Consider the following 16,919-nt stretch of genomic DNA (forward strand, 5'->3'; position numbering starts at 1 on the left):
GGCGGAGCACGGGCTGCTGCCCCGACGCTCGTCCCCCGAAACCCGGACCCCGGAACGGCCGTCCCCCGCGTTCGGGGACGACCGCCCCCAACCCTACCGGCCCATATGTACGGGGGTCAGTGCTCAGGGGACTCAACAGGGGCCGAAGTGACCAGTTCTGTGAGCACGCCGTGGCAATCCTTGGGGTGCAGGAAGGTGATCCGCGACCCCATGGAGCCGCGCCGTGGCTCGTCGTACAGGACGCGCACGCCCTTCTCGCGGATGTCCGCGGCGTCCCCGTCCACGTCCGCCGTGCCGAAGGCGATGTGGTGGACGCCCTCCCCGTTCTTCGCCAGCCACTTGCCGACCGCGGAGTCCTCGCGGGTCGGTTCCAGCAGCTGGAGGTAGGAGGCGCCGCCGTCCGAGGTTTCGTTGATCTTGAGCATGGCCTCGCGCACGCCCTGCTCTTCGTTGACCTCGGTGTGGAACACCTCGAAGCCGTAGGTGGCCTGGTAGAACTCGACGGTCGCGTCGAGGTCGTGGCAGGCGATCCCGATGTGGTCGATTCGCGTCAGCATGGATTCAGTGCAGCGCCACTCCCGTGGTTACGCAACGTGCCAGCGATCACACTGACAGGCCGATGACGGCACGGAGTGCCATCAGTACATTCGAAGTAAACCCTCGTTCACTCCTCGGCCTGGGCAGGCCGGTAAGGGGATCGCAGCTCATGCCTTCTGGAACGAACAGCTCGGTGATCGTCGCGGGCGCGCGCACGCCCATGGGACGACTGCTCGGCTCCCTCAAGTCCTTCTCCGGAGCCGACCTCGGCGGCTTCGCGATCAAGGCCGCCCTCGACCGTGCGGGGATCGGCGGCGACCAGGTGCAGTACGTGATCATGGGCCAGGTGCTCCAGGCGGGTGCCGGCCAGATCCCGGCCCGCCAGGCCGCCGTCAAGGCCGGCATCCCGATGAGCGTCCCGGCGCTCACCATCAACAAGGTCTGCCTCTCCGGCCTCGACGCGATCGCCCTGGCCGACCAGCTGATCCGCGCGGGTGAATTCGACATCGTCGTGGCGGGCGGCCAGGAGTCCATGACCAACGCCCCGCACCTGCTGCCGAAGTCCCGCGAGGGCTTCAAGTACGGCGCGGTCCAGATGCTGGACGCGATGGCCCACGACGGCCTGACCGACTCCTTCGAGGGCATCGCCATGGGCGAGTCCACGGAGAAGCACAACACCCGCCTCGGCATCGGCCGCGCCGAGCAGGACGAGATCGCCGCCCTGTCCCACCAGCGGGCCGCCGCCGCGCAGAAGAACGGCCTGTTCGAGGCCGAGATCACTCCGGTGGAGATCCCGCAGCGCAAGGGCGACCCGGTCCTGTTCAGCAAGGACGAGGGCATCCGCGGCGACACCACGGCCGAGTCCCTGGGCAAGCTGCGCCCGGCCTTCAGCAAGGAGGGCACGATCACCGCCGGCTCCTCCTCGCAGATCTCCGACGGCGCCGCCGCCGTGGTCGTGATGAGCAAGGCCAAGGCCGAGGAGCTGGGCCTGAGCTGGCTCGCCGAGATCGGCGCGCACGGCAACGTGGCGGGACCGGACAACAGCCTCCAGTCCCAGCCGTCCAACGCCATCCTGCACGCCCTCAAGAAGGAGGGCCTGGAGGTCTCCGACCTCGACCTCATCGAGATCAACGAGGCCTTCGCCGCGGTCGCCGTGCAGTCAATGAAGGACCTCGGCGTGTCCACGGAAAAGGTGAACGTCAACGGCGGTGCCATCGCCCTGGGCCACCCGATCGGCATGTCCGGCGCCCGGCTCGTGCTGCACCTCGCGCTGGAGCTGAAGCGGCGCGGCGGCGGCACCGGCGCGGCCGCGCTGTGCGGCGGCGGCGGCCAGGGTGACGCGCTGATCGTGCGGGTACCGAAGGCGTAAGCACCCTCGTCGTGCGCGTCCGCACGTCGTTGTACGCGTCTGTACGTCTGTGAACTGAACGGAGCTGTTTGATGCAGGACGTCTCCTCTCTGGTGGCCCAGGCCAGGGAAGGCCGGCCGCGGGCCGTGGCCCGGCTGATCTCCCTCGTGGAGGGGGCGTCCCCGCAGCTCAGGGAAGTCATGGCGGCCCTGGCCCCGCTGACCGGCAATGCCTATGTGGTCGGTCTGACGGGCTCCCCGGGGGTCGGCAAGTCGACCTCCACCTCCGCGCTCGTCACGGCGTACCGCAAGCAGGGCAAGCGGGTCGGCGTCCTGGCCGTCGACCCGTCCTCGCCGTTCTCCGGCGGCGCCCTGCTCGGCGACCGCGTCCGCATGTCGGACCACGCGTCGGACCCGGGGGTCTACATCCGCTCCATGGCCACGCGAGGGCACCTGGGCGGCCTGGCCTGGGCGGCTCCGCAGGCGATCCGGGTGCTGGACGCGGCGGGCTGTGACGTGATCCTGGTGGAGACGGTCGGCGTCGGTCAGTCGGAGGTCGAGATCGCCTCCCAGGCGGACACCAGCGTGGTCCTCCTGGCCCCCGGCATGGGCGACGGCATCCAGGCGGCCAAGGCGGGCATCCTGGAGATCGGCGACGTGTACGTCGTCAACAAGGCCGACCGGGACGGAGCCGACGCCACGGCCCGCGAACTGAACCACATGCTCGGCCTCGGCGAGTCCCGCGGCCCCGGCGACTGGCGCCCGCCGATCGTGAAGACGGTCGCGGCCCGTGCCGAGGGTGTCGACGAGGTCGTGGAGGCCCTGGAGAAGCACCGCGCGTGGATGGAGGAGCGCGGGGTGCTGGCCGAGCGCCGCAAGGCCCGTGCCGCCCACGAGGTGGAGACCATCGCGGTCACGGCCCTGCGCGAACGCATCGGCGACCTGCACGGCGACCGCCGCCTCAGCGCGCTCGCGGAGCGCATCGTCGCGGGCGAGCTGGACCCGTACCGGGCGGCGGACGAGCTGGTGGCGGGCCTGACGCAGGGCTGAGGGGTCGCCGACTCCGCGATTGCGCTGGTAAGTTGACGGGCATGTTCCTCACCTTGGCGTAGAGCGCACACCGGACCGCGAGGCCGACGAGAAGGCCCTCGCGTCCCTCGGTGTCCCCTCTTCCGCCTCCACCAGAGGAACATCAGCATGTCCACGCATGCCCCTGTGCGGCCCTCGTACGCCGCCGTGCTGCGCCTTCCGCACGCGCGCCGCACCTTCGCCTCCGCGCTCGCCGCCCGCTTGTCCTACGGCACGGTCTCCCTGGCCGCGCTGCTCTCCGTCACCCGGGCCACCGGCTCCTACGCCGTCTCCGGCGCCGTGCTCTCCCTGTTCGGCGCCGCGACGGTCTTCCTGAGCCCGTTCAGAGCATCCTTGATCGACCGGCACGGGGCGCGCAGGGCCCTGCTGCCCATGTCCGTGCTCTACGGCGCCCTGCTGTGCGTCCTGGCCGCGCTGACCTGGCGCCCCGGGGCACCGCCGCCGGCCATCGCCGCCGCGGCGGCCCTCGCGGGCGCGTGCGCGCCTCCGCTGGGGCCGACGATGCGCGCGCTGTGGGCCGAACTCGCCCCCGAGCCGGGCATGCTGGCCCGCGCCTACAGCCTGGACGGGGTCGCGGAGGAACTGCTGTACGTGTCCGGCCCGGTGCTGGTCGGCGCGCTGCTGGGCTTCGCACCCCCGGCGTCCGGGATCCTGCTCAGCGCGCTCCTGGTCGTGGGCGGCACCTGCGCCTTCGTCGCGTCCCCCGTGCTGCCCGGTCCCCGTTGTGCCGCCCCCGGGACGAGGCGCGGGACCCTCTTCGGCCTGCGGGCGCCGGTCGCCGTGGCCATGGGCGCCGGACTGGCGCTCAGCGGGCTGGACCTGCTGGCGATGGCCTTCGCCACGCAGCGGTCGTACGGCACCGGCGTGGTGCCCTGGGTGCTGGGGGCGCTCTCGGCGGGCAGTGCGGTGGGCGGCCTGGTCAATGGCGCGGTGCGGTGGCGGGCGCCGGCCCGGGTCCGGCTGTGCGGCTTCGCCGTCGCGCTGGGCCTGGTGATCGCGGCGGGGGGCCTGGCGCCCGGCGTGTGGTCCCTCGCCGCGGTCATGGGACTCGCCGGAGCGTTCGTCGCCCCCACCCTCACGACGGCGTACCTCGTGGTCGAGGAGACGGCATCCGAGGGGGCTCGCACCCAGGCGGGCGCCTGGGTCAACACCGGGGTGAACGCAGGGAGTTCCGCGGGGGCGATGGTGACGGGCGCGCTGATCGGACGGGTGCCGCTGGGGGTGTGTTTCGTCCTGGCGGGAGCGGTGGCCGTGCTGCCCGCCGTGGCGGCGTATCGCCGTCGCGGGGTGCCGGTCGCCGGCGGCTGATCGCTCCCCCACTCTCGACTTCGCTCGAGCGGGGGACCCCCGTCGCGGCGGAGCCGCACATCGATACAGCCCCGCGCCCCTGACGGGGCGCGGTTCCCCCAGGAGGCTCAGGGACGGCCCCGCTGCCCCCGCAAATGATCGGCGATCGGCTTCAGTGCCTTGTCCAGTTCCGTCAGCGCCTCCGGCGACAGCAGATCGATGAAGTGGCGCCGCACGGAGGCGACGTGATACGGCGCCACCTTCCTCATCGTCTCCATGCCGTGCTCGGTCAGCACGGCGTACAGCCCCCGCCGGTCGGACTCGCAGTTCTCGCGGCGCACCAGGTTCGCGTTCTCCATCCGCGTGATCTGGTGCGACAGCCGGCTCTTGGACTGCAGGGTCGCGGAGGCGAGGTCGCTCATCCGCATCCGCACGTCGTCCGACTCGGACAGGTTCACGAGGATCTCGTAGTCGTTCATAGTCAGGCCGAACGGCTGCAGATCCTTCTCCAGTTGGTACGTCAACAGCCTGTTGACCTCCAGGTGGGTGCGCCAGGCGCACTGCTCCGCATCGGTCAGCCAGCGCGTGGCCGTCTCGGTCTCCATGAATGAAGTCTACCTAAGAAGTTGAATGGCGAACTACTTCGGGTGGTGTGACAGTGCGCACGCGTTCGATGTCACCCTCCGCAGACTACCGCTCACAGCCCGAAGCGGCGCTGGAGGTCTCCCAGCTGTCCGGGAAGGCGCGGTGCCCCCGATGGTTGCTGACCGTGTCCGCCCGGTGCCGCTCCGCCACCTCCGGGGACCCCTGGTTCGGACGGAACGACACCCGTCGCCGTCTCCTCCATGAGGGTCTCCGTCGACTGCAACAGGACCGTCCCGGCGCCCACGAACTCGAACTGGTGCTCCTCCCCGGATACCCCGCCGAGGCCCGTCATTGCACGTAGACCGCCCAGTACACCCGTCAGATAGCCATGGTCGTAGTGATGGCACGGCGACGGGCAGTCGGCCCACCCGACGAGCGCCTGCGGGTCGACCCGGATCGGAGGTTCCATGAACACCACCGGACCGTTAGATGCGGCCACAAACTTTCCGGTTCCGATAAGGGTCAGAAAACCCGGCACGATCGATTGCTTGAGCGCGAGACTTGGCTGAAAAGCGAGCAGGTTGCCCGCGCGAATGGTCAGGTTCCCGTCGTCCAGGTCGTAGGAATTGACGTCGAAGGCCCGGTCGGCGAGCAGCATCTTGCCCGAGCCCGCCGCCACGACCCAGTCGCTCGCGTGCAGTGGCGAATGGAACGAGGTACGGACAAGTCGGTCGAGTCGGCCGTGCCCGATGCCGTTGAACTCGATCGCCCCATAGTAGGCGATCATCTTCCCCTTCTGCAGGAACCACTGCCCGCTCTTGAGCTCCACGCAGAACGTGTACTTGTTCACGTTGTCGTCGGCGGGCAGGGTCATCGGGTCGTACACCACCGGCCCGGCGCCCGGAGTTCCGTACGCGCTCACAGCTTCTCCTCCGACGCCTGGACGTACACCGTGCCGTTGCCGCTCAGCTCCAGCTGGAAGGCCTCGCCGGAGCCGCGGCCCACCATGTCGCGCCAGCCGAGCGCGGTGGACAGTCTGTTGCGGACCTCGCCGTGGTGGGCGACGTACGCCTGTGGGTCGACGTGGACCGGGCGCTGCGGGGTGATCGGGATCTCGAAGACGCCGCCGTGCGCCATCACGGCGACCGAGCCCTGGCCCTGGAGGGTCGTGGTGAACAGGCCCTGCCCGGTGACCTGGCCCCGGACCAGGCCCATCACCCCGCCCTGCGAGCCCATGAACATCGTGCCCTGCTGCAGGGTGCCCTCGAAGGCGAGCAGCCGGTCGGCCTCGACGTACAGGGTGTCGCCGGAGAGGTTGATGACGTGCACGTGGTGGCCGCCGTGCCCGAAGAAGACGGTGCCGCTGCCCTCGACCGTCATCAGCGGGGTCGCCTCGCCCGTCACCCGGCGCCCGATCATGGACATGAGCCCGCCCTGGCCGCCCTGGATGTTCGGCGTGAAGGACACGTCCCCCTTGTAGGCGACCATCGCCCCGCGCTGACTGAACAGCCGCTGCCCGGGCAGCACGGTCGCCTCGACCATCTTCGAGTTGATCTCCCGGAACGCCATGGCTACAGATCCCCCGCGATCGTGTTCCGCTCGCTCGGCTGCACGTACACCAGTCCGTCGCCCTCGAAGCGGATCTGGAAGGCCTCGCCGCCGCCCTCCCCGAAGAACGTGCGGAACGTCACTCCGGACTGGAAGGACTGCCGGACGTTGCCCTGGTGGGCGATGTAGGCACCCGGGTCGACGATCAGCGGGTACTGCGGGCTGACCCGGAGCACGACCGCCGGCCCGTCGGACATGATCGCCGCCTGCCCGTGCCCCTCGACGGTCGTGGTGAACAGACCGTTGCCCTGCGAGGCGCCGCGCAGCCCGGTGAACGTCGTGCCCGTGCGCAGGCCCGCGTCCGTCACGAGCAGGTTGCTCGACTCCACGTACAGCTTGTCGCCCTGGAGGCTCACGAGGTTGATCTCGGTCGCCCGGTCCGCGAACCAGCACGTGCCGTGCCCCTTCACCTCCATCACCGTCATCTGCTCGCCGGTGAGCCGCCGGGTCACCATCCCGCGCAGTCCCTCGCCCCCACCGGTGAGCTTCTTGAAGCTCATCTGCCCGTCGTACGCGACCATCGAGCCGTTCTTCGCCTTCACGGCGTCCCCGGTCATGTCGACGGCGAGCACCTTGCTGCCTTGCAGTCGGAACATCGCCACGGAGCGAAAGTAGCGGCGCCACGGGTGGACGGAACAGGGCCCGTGGGTGGATACCGACCCTGAGCGGACCCCTAGGGCTGCCGTTTGCTTCAATGGTGGGACGCTTGTGCGTGCGTTCACAAACGGCAGCCCGCAGCCGACGGACCGTAACCGCGAGACCGTCGCGCCCCCTCCCACCGAAGGTGATCCGTGGACATCAAGACCGCCACCGCCCTCCGCCGCCTCCGCCTGGTCTCCGCGCCCGAGGCCGTGTCCTTCCTGATCCTCCTCGTCTGCTCGGTGCTGAAGCGGACCACCGACTTCAACGCGGTCCCCGTCATGGGCGCGGTCCACGGCGTCCTGTTCATCCTGTACGTGATCTTCTGGGCGGACGCCTGGAACCGCGCCAAGTGGCCGCTGAAGACCGGTCTCCTCTACTTCGTCCTCTCGGTGCTGCCCACCGGCGGCTTCTTCGCCGAGCGCAAGCTGCGCCGCGAGGCCGAGAACGCCGTCATCGCGGCCCGCGCCCGCAAGGAAGGAATCGTGAACGCATGATCGTCGCCTTCTCCGTGACGCCGCTGGGCGTCGGCGAGGACGTGGGGGAGTACGTCGCCGACGCCGTCCGCGTGGTGCGCGAGTCGGGGCTGCCCAACCGCACCGACGCCATGTTCACCTCGATCGAGGGCGAGTGGGACGAGGTCATGGACGTCGTCAGGCGCGCCGTCGCGGCCGTGGAGGCGCGCGCCCCGCGCGTGTCGCTCGTCCTCAAGGCCGACATCCGCCCCGGCGTGACCGACGGGCTCACCTCCAAGGTCGAGACCGTGGAACGGCATCTGGCGCAGTAGTTCGGCCCCCTTTTGAGCGGTCGCCGGGGGAGGTGTACGTTCCCCTCCTGATCATCCGAGCGATCGCTCAACTTCACGCTCTGGCCTGGGGGAACACCATGCGTCTCTACCGAGAGACACACATACGCGCCGATCTCGACGAGCTGTGGGCGCACACCCAGGACCCCGCCACGCGCCTGCGCTGGGACCTCCGCTTCAAGTCCATCGCCCCCCTGCCGGGCGTGGCGGGCGAGCCCCGGCGCTTCACGTGCACCTGGCGCGTACTGCCGCTCCTCACCGTGCCCGGCACCGGCGTCGCCGCCGGCGAGAGGGACCGCCCCGACGGCACGCGCGTGTGCGCCCTGCGTTTCTCCTCCTCGCACCCGCTCTCCCCGATCGCCGAGGCGAGCGCCTACTGGCGTTACGTGCCCGACGCGCAGGGCGTGCGCCTGCTCACCGGGTACGAGTACCGCGCCCGCGGGGGCGCGTTCGGGGCAGCCGCGGACCGCCTGGTCCTTAGGCCGCTCACGGGCTGGGCGACGGCGTGGTCCTTCGACCGGCTCCGGCTGTGGCTGGAGCGGGGGATCACCCCCGAGCGGGCCCTGGTCAACTGGATCGTCGAGCTGGCGGTCCGTGCGGTTGTCCTCACGGTGTGTCTGACCGGGCTGGGGCTGGAGTCGCTGCTGCGGCTCTTCGGGTCCTTCGCCGACACCGTGGCCTATCTGTGCCCGCTGGTGCTGGTGGTCGCCGGGTCGCTCGCGGTCTTCAAGGCGCCGCTGGCCGGGACGCCCGCCGCCCGGCGCTGCCTGCGGGCGCCGGTCACCCGGGCGCGTGCGCCGCGGGTGCTGCGGCGGCTGGAGGCGTACGGGTGAGGGTCCGGGCGACCTGCGAAGTCCCGGAGCTCGTCAGTGCCACCCCCAGGGGTGTCCGCTCGTACAGCACCTGATGTCCGTACCGCCGTGAGGTCAGCAGACCGGCATCCCGCAGCACCGTCAGGTGGGCCGACACCGATGAGGGGGCCAGCCGTAGTCGGTGGGCCAGTGCCGTGGTGGTCGCCGGTTCGTCCAGCGCGGCCAGCACCTCGGCGCGGTTTCGGCCCAGCAGCCGTACCAACGCCTCCGGCGTCCGTTCGCCCGACTCCGTCCACAGGCCCGCGATTCCCCGGGCCGGATAGACCAGCGTCGGCTGCCACGGTGGTTCGAAACCGGTGATCACGTCGGGCCACGAGAAGACGCTCGGCATCAGTACGAGCCCCTGGCCGCCGAGGTCGCGGGCGTACTCGGTGTGCAGGGCGAGAGTCAGCGTGCGCCCGTCCCAGGACAGGCGGCTGTCCAGCTCCGGCAGCAGCGTGCCGAGGCCCACCTCGGCCAGGCGGCGGGAGTGGAAGGCCACGTCCGCCTCCAGCAGAGCCCGCAGCCGGGGCCAGTCCGGGGCGATCAGCGCCCGCCAGGCCTCCTCCACGGCGTCCGCCAGCTCCTCGATCATCCGGGCCGGGTCGGCGAGCCAGGCGCGGCCCTGGGGCGACTCCAGCGCGCCGGGTGTGCAGGCCAGGGAGAGCGCGGTGTCCTCGCGGGCCGCTTCCGGATCGGACGCCCGTACGGCCGCGATCTCCTCCTCGAACGTGGCGGCCGGCCCGATCGGCGGCGCCCCGAGCCAGTCCGGCGAGTGCCCCCGCCGGGGCATCAGCAGCCACAGCGGAGCAAGGTCGAGCCCGGCCGCCGCATCCCTGATCCGCCGCAGCCAGGGCGCCTGATAGGCGTGCCGGTCCGGCCGCTTCAGGGTGCGCACCGCCTCCTGCGTCTCCCACAGCGGGGAGATCGCGAACCGGCAGCGCAGGAAGTCGTCGTCGCCGAAGTGCAGCCTCGACGCCATGCACACCCCCGGGGAGATTCGGCTGGAGCCGAAACTCTACGGCTCCCGGACCGTCCCCGGGCACGCTGCCCGGCATGTCCGCTCCCACCGGGGCCGGCCCGGCGTCCGCCGGGTACGGCCGTGTCTTCGCCGTGCCCGAGTTCCGGGCCGTCTTCGCCGCGCACGTCCTGTCCATGCTCGGCGTGATCGTCAGCGAGATCGCGCTCTCCGTCCTCGTCTACGACCTCACCCGCTCGCCCCTGCTGAGCGCGCTCACCTTCGCCCTCGGCTTCCTGCCGTACGCCGTGGGCGGCACCCTGCTCGCGCCCGTCGCCGACCGCTTCCCGGCCCGGCGCGTGCTGGTCGGCTGCGATGTGGTGTGCGCCGGCTGTGTGGCCCTGATGACGGTGCCGGGCACCGGCATCGGGCTGCTGCTCGCGCTGCGCTGCGCGCTCGCCGTCGTCTCGCCGGTGTTCTCCGGCACCCGTATGGCCACCCTGGCCGACGTCCTCGGCGACGGCGAACTGTTCGTCCTCGGCCGCTCCCTGCTGCGGATCGTCGCGCAGAGCGCGCTGCTCGTCGGCTACGGCCTCGGCGGTCTGCTGCTGACCGCCGTCAGCCCGCGCCACGCCCTGCTGATCACCGTCGGCACCTTCCTCGCCTCCGCCACGCTGCTGCGCTGCGGCACCCGGCACCGCCCGGCCCGCACATGCCGGGGCGCGGGCACTCCGTCCGGTCTGCGGGGGCTGCCGGCCGACCGCCGCGTGCGCGTCCTGCTGCTCATGTTCTGGATCCCGGCGGCGTTCTCGGTCGTACCAGAGGCCCTGGCGGCGCCGTACGCCGACGAGCTGGGCAGCGGTTCCGTGGGCCTCGGCCTGCTGATGTGCGCGCTGCCCGTCGGCACGGTGGCCGGCGAACTGTTCGCCGGGGCCCGGCTGCGGCCGAATACCCGCGAACGCATCGCCCTCCCGTTGCTCTGCCTGACCCTGCTGCCGTACCTCGGCTACGCCCTGCGCCCCGGACTTACCGCCTCCCTGGTGCTCCTGCTGCTGTCCGGGGCCGGGTCGGCGTACACGCTGGGCCTGGACCAGTGGTTCGTGCGGGCCGTGCCGCAGGAACTGCGCGGGCGGGCCATGACCATGCTGCAGGCCGGGCTGATGACCGTCCAGGGCGTCGGCATGGCACTGGCCGGTGTGGCGGCGCAGACGGCGGGTCTGCGTACGGCGGTGGCCGGGGCCGGTGTGACGGGTGTGCTCTGCTGTTGCGGGCTGGCTGTGGCCGCCCGGGCCACGGAGAAGGAGCCGAGGGCCGAGAAGCGACCGAAAGCCGAGACGGGGCTGCCCGGAATATGACCGGCCGGTAGGGTCTGATGACGTGCCGAAGCCACTCAGCCTCCCGTTCGACCCCATCGCGCGCGCCGACGAGCTCTGGAAGCAGCGCTGGGGAAACGTGCCGTCCATGGCCGCGATCACCTCGATCATGCGGGCCCAGCAGATCCTGCTCGCCGAGGTGGACGCGGTGGTCAAGCCGTACGGACTGACGTTCGCGCGGTACGAGGCACTGGTGCTGCTCACCTTCTCCAAGGCCGGCGAGCTGCCCATGTCCAAGATCGGCGAGCGGCTGATGGTGCATCCCACGTCCGTGACGAACACGGTCGACCGGCTGGTGAAGTCCGGGCTGGTCGCCAAGCGGCCCAATCCCAACGACGGCCGCGGCACCCTCGCCGTCATCACCGACAAGGGCCGTGAGGTGGTCGACGCGGCCACTCGCGACCTGATGGCGATGGACTTCGGGCTCGGCGTGTACGACGCGGAGGAGTGCGCGGAGATCTTCGCGATGCTCCGCCCGCTGCGCATCGCGGCGCACGACTTCGAGGAGGAGTGACCCGGGGCAAGATCTCCCGGAACGGGTGGTTACGCTCGTCGGCATGAAGAAGAGCGTGCTGACCCGCTACCGCGTCATGGCCTACACCACCGGTGTCCTGCTGGTCCTGCTGTGCCTGAGCATGATCGCGAAGTACGGGCTCCACATCGACGGCGCCAAGTCCGTCACCGAGGTCGTCGCCATCGCCCACGGCTGGCTGTACGTCGTCTACCTCGTCGTCGCCTTCGACCTGGGCTCCAAGACGAAGATGCCGATCGGCAAGCAGCTGTGGGTGCTGCTCGCGGGGACGATCCCGACGGCCGCCTTCTTCGTCGAGCGCAGGATCAGCCGCGAGCTGGAGGCCAAGGTCGCCGACCAGGCCCCGGCCGTCGCCAAGGCGTAAGGGCGACCGGCATCACACCGCCGTACGGACGTCGTACGGCGGTCAGCCATCGACATTTACTAGGACGTCCAAGTAAATTCGATGGTATGGACGCTCACGCCATCGAGGAGGGCCGCCGACGCTGGCAGGCCCGCTACGACGCGGCCCGCAAGCGGGACGCAGACTTCACCACGCTCTCCGGCGATCCCGTGGAGCCGGTGTACGGGCCCCGACCGGGCGACACGTACGAGGGATTCGAGCGGATCGGCTGGCCCGGGGAGTACCCCTTCACGCGCGGGCTCCATCCGACCGGCTACCGCGGGCGTACCTGGACGATCCGGCAGTTCGCCGGGTTCGGCAACGCCGAGCAGACCAACGAGCGGTACAAGATGATCCTGGCCGCCGGCGGCGGCGGTCTGTCCGTGGCCTTCGACATGCCGACGCTCATGGGGCGCGACTCCGACGACCCCCGCTCGCTGGGCGAGGTCGGGCACTGCGGGGTCGCCATCGACTCGGCCGCCGACATGGAGGTCCTGTTCAAGGACATCCCGCTCGGTGACGTCACCACCTCCATGACCATCAGCGGGCCCGCCGTGCCCGTCTTCTGCATGTACCTGGTCGCCGCCGAGCGCCAGGGCGTGGACCCGTCGGTCCTCAACGGCACGCTGCAGACCGACATCTTCAAGGAGTACATCGCGCAGAAGGAGTGGCTCTTCCAGCCCGAGCCGCATCTGCGCCTGATCGGCGACCTCATGGAGTACTGCGCGGCCGGTATTCCTGCCTACAAGCCGCTGTCCGTGTCCGGCTACCACATCCGTGAGGCGGGGTCGACGGCCGCGCAGGAGCTGGCGTACACCCTGGCGGACGGCTTCGGATACGTCGAGCTGGGGCTCAGCCGCGGCCTGGACGTGGACGTCTTCGCGCCCGGCCTGTCCTTCTTCTTCGACGCACACGTCGATTTCTTCGAGGAGATCGCCAAGTTCCGTGCCGCGCGCCGGATCTGGGCCCGCTGGATGCGGGACGTGTACGGCGCGAAGAGCGACAAGGCGCAGTGGCTGCGGTTCCACACGCAGACGGCCGGTGTGTCGCTGACGGCCCAGCAGCCGTACAACAACGTCGTCCGTACGGCCGTGGAGGCGCTGGCGGCGGTCCTCGGCGGGACCAACTCGCTGCACACCAACGCGCTCGACGAGACGCTCGCGCTGCCCAGCGAGCAGGCGGCGGAGATCGCGCTGCGCACCCAGCAGGTGCTGATGGAGGAGACCGGGGTTGCGGGCGTGGCCGACCCGCTGGGCGGTTCGTGGTACGTCGAGCAGCTGACGGACCGGATCGAGGCCGACGCGGAGAAGATCTTCGAGCAGATCAAGGAGCGGGGCCTGCGGGCCCACCCGGACGGGCGGCACCCGATCGGGCCGATCACCTCCGGGATCCTGCGCGGGATCGAGGACGGCTGGTTCACCGGCGAGATCGCCGAGTCCGCCTTCCGCTACCAGCAGGCGCTGGAGAAGGGCGACAAGAAGGTCGTCGGCGTCAATGTCCACACCGGGTCCGTGACCGGGGATCTGGAGATCCTGCGGGTCAGCCATGAGGTGGAGCGGGAGCAGGTGCGCGTCCTCGGTGCGCGCAAGGCCACGCGGGACGAGTCCGCGGTGCGCTCCGCGCTGGAGGCCATGCTGGCTGCCGCGCGGGAGGGGTCCAACATGATCGAGCCGATGCTCGACGCGGTGCGGGCCGAGGCGACCCTGGGCGAGATCTGCGGGGTGCTGCGGGACGAGTGGGGCGTGTACACGGAGCCCGCGGGCTTCTGAGCGGGCTCAGGCGGACGAGGTCAGGCCCAGGAGCAGTACCCGTGTGAAGTCGCGGACCCACTCCTCGTCCGCCGGTTTGCCGCTCACCAGGGTGCGGTGGACCACCGCACCCGCGACCATGTCGAAGATCATGTCGCCCGTGCGGGCGGACTCCTCCGGGTCGGGTTCCGGGGGGAGTTCGCCGCGGCTCTGGGCGCGGGCGCGGCCCTGCAGGACCAGGCGCATCTGGCGCTCCACGATGGAGGCGCGGATGCGCTCGCGCAGGGCGTCGTCGCGGGTGGACTCGGCGACCACCGCCATCAGGCCACTCTTGGCCTCCGGACGGGCCAGGATGGCCGCGAACTGCAGGACCACGCCCTCGATGTCGGCGGCCAGGCTGCCGCGGTCGGGAAGCTCCAGCTCGTCGAAGAGTTCCGCCACCGCGTCGCACACCAGCTCGGGCTTGCCGGCCCAGCGGCGGTACAGCGTCGTCTTCGCAACCCCGGCCCGGGTCGCCACGTCTCCCAGCGTGAGCTTGGACCAGCCCAGTTCCACCAGCGCCTCCCGGGTCGCGGCCAGGATCGCGGTGTCCGCGGCGGCGCTGCGCGGGCGCCCGGTACGGCTGGCGGGAGTGCGGCTCTGCATCCCTCGACCATAACCGGCGGGATCTGTGCGGTCGTGAGGGAGATCACCGGGGAGTGGTGTCGCGGGGGGTCCGCATGGCATTACGCTACGAGTCGTAGCGAAAGCGCGTGCGGGGTCGTGACGGACGTACACGGGACGCACGCGAGCGGTGACCACGGGGGCGTGGGGTGGGGACCCGGCGCCCGCGCACGACACTTTTTCATTCCGGCGCGATAACGGGGGAGGATAGACGCATGCAGCCACGGAACATGTCCATGAGCGGCGTCGTCGACCTCGCCGCGGTGAAGGCGGCCCAGGAGGCCAAGGCCAAGGCCGAGCAGACGCGCGCCGAGGCCGCCCGGCACGGCGGCACGGGTGCCGTCGCCCCGGCCGATCTCGTCATCGACGTCGATGAGGCGGGCTTCGAGAGGGACGTCCTCCAGCGCTCCGCCGAAGTACCCGTCGTCATCGACTTCTGGGCCGAGTGGTGTCAGCCCTGCAAGCAGCTGAGCCCGGTCCTGGAGCGGCTGGCCGTCGAGTACGGCGGGCGCATCCTCCTCGCCAAGATCGACGTCGACGCCAACCAGATGCTGATGCAGCAGTTCGGGGTGCAGGGCATCCCGGCCGTCTTCGCCGTCGTGGCCGGACAGGCGCTGCCGCTGTTCCAGGGGGCGGCCGGCGAGCAGCAGATCCGGCAGACCCTGGACCAGCTGGTGGAGGTCGCCGAGCAGCGCTTCGGCATCACCGGCCTGACCGTCGACCCGGACGCGCAGCCGGGACAGGCCGCCGCGCAGGAGCAGGCGGGGCCGTACGACGCGGCGCTGAACGCCGCCGCCGAGGCGCTGGACGCGGGCGACCTGGGCGGTGCCATCCGGGCGTACCAGAACGTGCTGGCCGACGACCCGGCCCACCCCGAGGCCAAACTGGGTCTCGCGCAGGCCGAGTTGCTGCAGCGGGTGCAGGGCTTCGACCCGCAGAAGGTCCGCCAGGAGGCCGCGGAGAAGCCGAAGGACGTCGACGCGCAGATCGCCGCCGCCGATCTGGATCTGGTGGGCGGGCATGTCGAGGACGCCTTCGGACGGCTGATCGAGACCGTGCAGCGTACGGTGGGTGACGACCGGGACACCGTGCGGCGCCGGCTGCTCGAACTGTTCGAGGTCGTGGGACCCGAGGATGCGCGCGTGGTGGGCGCACGAAGGGCCCTCGCGCGCGCCCTGTTCTGACCAGTCGCTAAACGCCACGGCTTGTGATGCCGGGGTGAAAGGTTTGCCGACGAGTCGTCACGGCGGCTCTGCTTTACCAAAGCTTGGTAATTGCGCAAACTGTTACTCGGAGTAAGTCGAGGCCGTTGATCTGTCTGGTTTCATCCAGGGATCAACGGCTTTGCTCTGCCCATGAATGCCACCCAGCGTCGCGCTCCGAGATCGGTCGGTCGTCCTCCGGTTATCCGGCCGTTACTAGCCAGTAACGAACCCCCTTGTGCCCGGCGCGAGAATGCACCACGATCGGCGACGCTCGGTCCATTCCCTCACCCCGGCAGCCGGTCGGGTCACGGGAGAATCTGGGTCCCCACCGAGCAGAGCCGACGGCAGTGGCGCCGGCTCTAGGGCAGGGGGGTCTTCGCCCAACAGCGAAGCCTGTCCAGCAAGGTTGTGCGTGATGCGTGTCAGGCGCGACCAGTGGTTGTCGCTCGGGGGTGATCGCCGGTGATTCGGGCGCGGTTCGCGCCGCCGAGCGCGGGCGCTCTCCTTTCCGAGGACGTAGCACTTCTCCCATCCCTGCCTGGTTGAGCCGCCGACCGGTGGCGAGTCCGGGCCAGGAGATGTACGTCCGAGAAGGAGGAAATATGGAGTCCCAGGTGCGTGGCGGGACCAGATGGAAGCGGTTCGCTGTGGTCATGGTGCCCAGCGTCGCCGCGACGGCCGCGATAGGTGTCGCCCTCGCGCAGGGCGCTCTCGCTGCGTCGTTCAGTGTGTCGGGTCAGTCGTTCAAGGTGACGGCCGACACGCTCGAGGGCAAGGGCTTCGAGCAGTACGGTGCCCTCGACAACGGCTATGAGCTGAACGGTAAGAAGACGCTCCACCCGGTTGCCGTCTCGGCGTTCACCCACGCCGAGATCACCAACCTGTGCCAGTCCGTGGTCACGCCCGACGTGCCGATCTTCGGCAAGGTCAGCCTGATCCTGCGGGCGGGTGGACCGGGTCACGACAAGGTCGAGGCCGACCGGATCTACATCGACGTCGCGGACCTCAACGCCGACGCCACCTTCAACAACATCGACATCGGTGTTGCCGCCAAGGACGCCGACAAGGGTCCGGGCATGAAGGGCGGGGGCGAGCAGGCCAACCCGTACGGCTTCGCCCAGCAGGCCGACTCGGCCACGTTGACCGGCGTGAAGCAGACGGCGTGGGCGACCACCGCCGGTACCTTCAAGCTGAGCGGTCTGCACATGTCGCTGTCGACCGATGGCGCGGAGTGCTACTAAGCACTCGTTGACGGGCGGGGGAGCCGATGGCGCCCCCGCCCGTCCCCTCTCCGGCCGCGTCTTCACGCG

Annotated in this window: 19 protein-coding genes; 12 read left to right on the forward strand and 7 right to left on the reverse strand. The window is 70.5% G+C overall.

Annotated elements, in window-relative coordinates; all coding sequences use genetic code 11:
* Nucleotides 1–116: 116 nt before the first annotated feature.
* On the reverse strand, nucleotides 117–557 hold the full coding sequence (gene mce / locus ACWCQS_RS16950; protein WP_388620931.1) for a methylmalonyl-CoA epimerase: 441 nt from the start codon (nucleotides 555–557) through the stop codon (nucleotides 117–119).
* A gap of 149 nt (nucleotides 558–706) precedes the next feature.
* Here mce and ACWCQS_RS16955 point away from each other — a divergent pair, with 149 nt between their 5' ends.
* The 3 genes from ACWCQS_RS16955 (at nucleotide 707) to ACWCQS_RS16965 (ending at nucleotide 4,281) form a co-directional block, all read left to right on the forward strand.
* Complete coding sequence (locus ACWCQS_RS16955) at nucleotides 707–1,906, forward strand: acetyl-CoA C-acyltransferase (protein ID WP_433452591.1); 1,200 nt, start codon at nucleotides 707–709, stop codon at nucleotides 1,904–1,906.
* A gap of 71 nt (nucleotides 1,907–1,977) precedes the next feature.
* Entirely contained in the window at nucleotides 1,978–2,934 is a 957-nt protein-coding gene (meaB, locus tag ACWCQS_RS16960; protein ID WP_450981294.1) for a methylmalonyl Co-A mutase-associated GTPase MeaB, read from the forward strand.
* Nucleotides 2,935–3,081: 147 nt separating this feature from the next.
* A complete protein-coding gene (locus tag ACWCQS_RS16965) occupies nucleotides 3,082–4,281 on the forward strand; it encodes an MFS transporter (protein ID WP_451005141.1) in 1,200 nt (399 codons plus the stop codon).
* A 107-nt stretch (nucleotides 4,282–4,388) separates the two neighbouring features.
* On the opposite strand, the gene ACWCQS_RS16970 is transcribed toward ACWCQS_RS16965, so the two are convergent.
* From ACWCQS_RS16970 to ACWCQS_RS16985, 4 genes are all read right to left on the reverse strand, one after another.
* Nucleotides 4,389–4,865, reverse strand: coding sequence for a MarR family winged helix-turn-helix transcriptional regulator (locus tag ACWCQS_RS16970; protein WP_450981296.1), 477 nt, complete (start codon nucleotides 4,863–4,865; stop codon nucleotides 4,389–4,391).
* Nucleotides 4,866–4,957: 92 nt separating this feature from the next.
* The gene (locus ACWCQS_RS16975) at nucleotides 4,958–5,767 is read right to left on the reverse strand and encodes an AIM24 family protein (protein ID WP_451005142.1); all 810 of its coding nucleotides are present in this window, start codon (nucleotides 5,765–5,767) and stop codon (nucleotides 4,958–4,960) included.
* Nucleotides 5,764–6,414 (reverse strand): AIM24 family protein, encoded by a 651-nt coding sequence (locus ACWCQS_RS16980; protein ID WP_451005143.1) that lies wholly within the window; start codon nucleotides 6,412–6,414, stop codon nucleotides 5,764–5,766. Before ACWCQS_RS16980 ends, ACWCQS_RS16975 begins: the two co-directional genes overlap by 4 nt.
* A gap of 2 nt (nucleotides 6,415–6,416) precedes the next feature.
* A complete protein-coding gene (locus tag ACWCQS_RS16985; protein ID WP_228623656.1) occupies nucleotides 6,417–7,049 on the reverse strand; it encodes an AIM24 family protein in 633 nt (210 codons plus the stop codon).
* Nucleotides 7,050–7,244: 195 nt separating this feature from the next.
* Between ACWCQS_RS16985 and ACWCQS_RS16990 the strand changes: the two genes are divergently transcribed.
* From ACWCQS_RS16990 to ACWCQS_RS17000, 3 genes are all read left to right on the forward strand, one after another.
* Entirely contained in the window at nucleotides 7,245–7,589 is a 345-nt protein-coding gene (locus tag ACWCQS_RS16990; RefSeq protein ID WP_388620947.1) for a DUF3817 domain-containing protein, read from the forward strand.
* Nucleotides 7,586–7,879 (forward strand): MTH1187 family thiamine-binding protein, encoded by a 294-nt coding sequence (locus ACWCQS_RS16995; RefSeq protein ID WP_189891742.1) that lies wholly within the window; start codon nucleotides 7,586–7,588, stop codon nucleotides 7,877–7,879. The genes ACWCQS_RS16990 and ACWCQS_RS16995 overlap by 4 nt, the downstream gene beginning before the upstream one ends.
* A gap of 98 nt (nucleotides 7,880–7,977) precedes the next feature.
* Entirely contained in the window at nucleotides 7,978–8,730 is a 753-nt protein-coding gene (locus tag ACWCQS_RS17000) for an SRPBCC family protein (protein WP_451005144.1), read from the forward strand.
* Here ACWCQS_RS17000 and ACWCQS_RS17005 read toward each other — a convergent pair.
* Nucleotides 8,678–9,730: a DUF5937 family protein gene (locus tag ACWCQS_RS17005; RefSeq protein WP_451005145.1), complete on the reverse strand. Its 1,053-nt coding sequence runs from the start codon at nucleotides 9,728–9,730 to the stop codon at nucleotides 8,678–8,680. The genes ACWCQS_RS17000 and ACWCQS_RS17005 overlap by 53 nt on opposite strands.
* 74 nt (nucleotides 9,731–9,804) lie before the next feature.
* On the opposite strand from ACWCQS_RS17005, the gene ACWCQS_RS17010 reads away from it, so the two are divergent.
* The 4 genes from ACWCQS_RS17010 (at nucleotide 9,805) to ACWCQS_RS17025 (ending at nucleotide 13,762) form a co-directional block, all read left to right on the forward strand.
* The gene (locus tag ACWCQS_RS17010) at nucleotides 9,805–11,061 is read left to right on the forward strand and encodes an MFS transporter (RefSeq protein ID WP_451005146.1); all 1,257 of its coding nucleotides are present in this window, start codon (nucleotides 9,805–9,807) and stop codon (nucleotides 11,059–11,061) included.
* Between the two features lie 22 nt (nucleotides 11,062–11,083).
* On the forward strand, nucleotides 11,084–11,593 hold the full coding sequence (locus ACWCQS_RS17015; protein ID WP_451005147.1) for a MarR family winged helix-turn-helix transcriptional regulator: 510 nt from the start codon (nucleotides 11,084–11,086) through the stop codon (nucleotides 11,591–11,593).
* A gap of 43 nt (nucleotides 11,594–11,636) precedes the next feature.
* A complete protein-coding gene (locus tag ACWCQS_RS17020; RefSeq protein ID WP_451005148.1) occupies nucleotides 11,637–11,975 on the forward strand; it encodes a DUF3817 domain-containing protein in 339 nt (112 codons plus the stop codon).
* A gap of 86 nt (nucleotides 11,976–12,061) precedes the next feature.
* Nucleotides 12,062–13,762, forward strand: a complete 1,701-nt coding sequence (locus ACWCQS_RS17025; RefSeq protein ID WP_451005149.1) for an acyl-CoA mutase large subunit family protein — start codon at nucleotides 12,062–12,064, stop codon at nucleotides 13,760–13,762.
* Nucleotides 13,763–13,768: 6 nt separating this feature from the next.
* Here the strand turns inward: ACWCQS_RS17025 and ACWCQS_RS17030 are convergent, their stop codons facing one another.
* Nucleotides 13,769–14,386: a TetR/AcrR family transcriptional regulator gene (locus ACWCQS_RS17030; RefSeq protein WP_388620961.1), complete on the reverse strand. Its 618-nt coding sequence runs from the start codon at nucleotides 14,384–14,386 to the stop codon at nucleotides 13,769–13,771.
* A 233-nt stretch (nucleotides 14,387–14,619) separates the two neighbouring features.
* Here ACWCQS_RS17030 and ACWCQS_RS17035 point away from each other — a divergent pair, with 233 nt between their 5' ends.
* Nucleotides 14,620–15,588 carry a tetratricopeptide repeat protein gene (locus ACWCQS_RS17035; protein ID WP_451005150.1) on the forward strand — a complete coding sequence of 323 codons (969 nt, stop codon included), beginning with the start codon at nucleotides 14,620–14,622 and terminating at the stop codon, nucleotides 15,586–15,588.
* Between the two features lie 623 nt (nucleotides 15,589–16,211).
* Nucleotides 16,212–16,850 carry a DUF6230 family protein gene (locus ACWCQS_RS17040; RefSeq protein ID WP_451005151.1) on the forward strand — a complete coding sequence of 213 codons (639 nt, stop codon included), beginning with the start codon at nucleotides 16,212–16,214 and terminating at the stop codon, nucleotides 16,848–16,850.
* The last annotated feature ends 69 nt before the right edge of the window (nucleotides 16,851–16,919 follow it).

It is taken from the genome of Streptomyces sp. NPDC002076 (assembly GCF_053593835.1).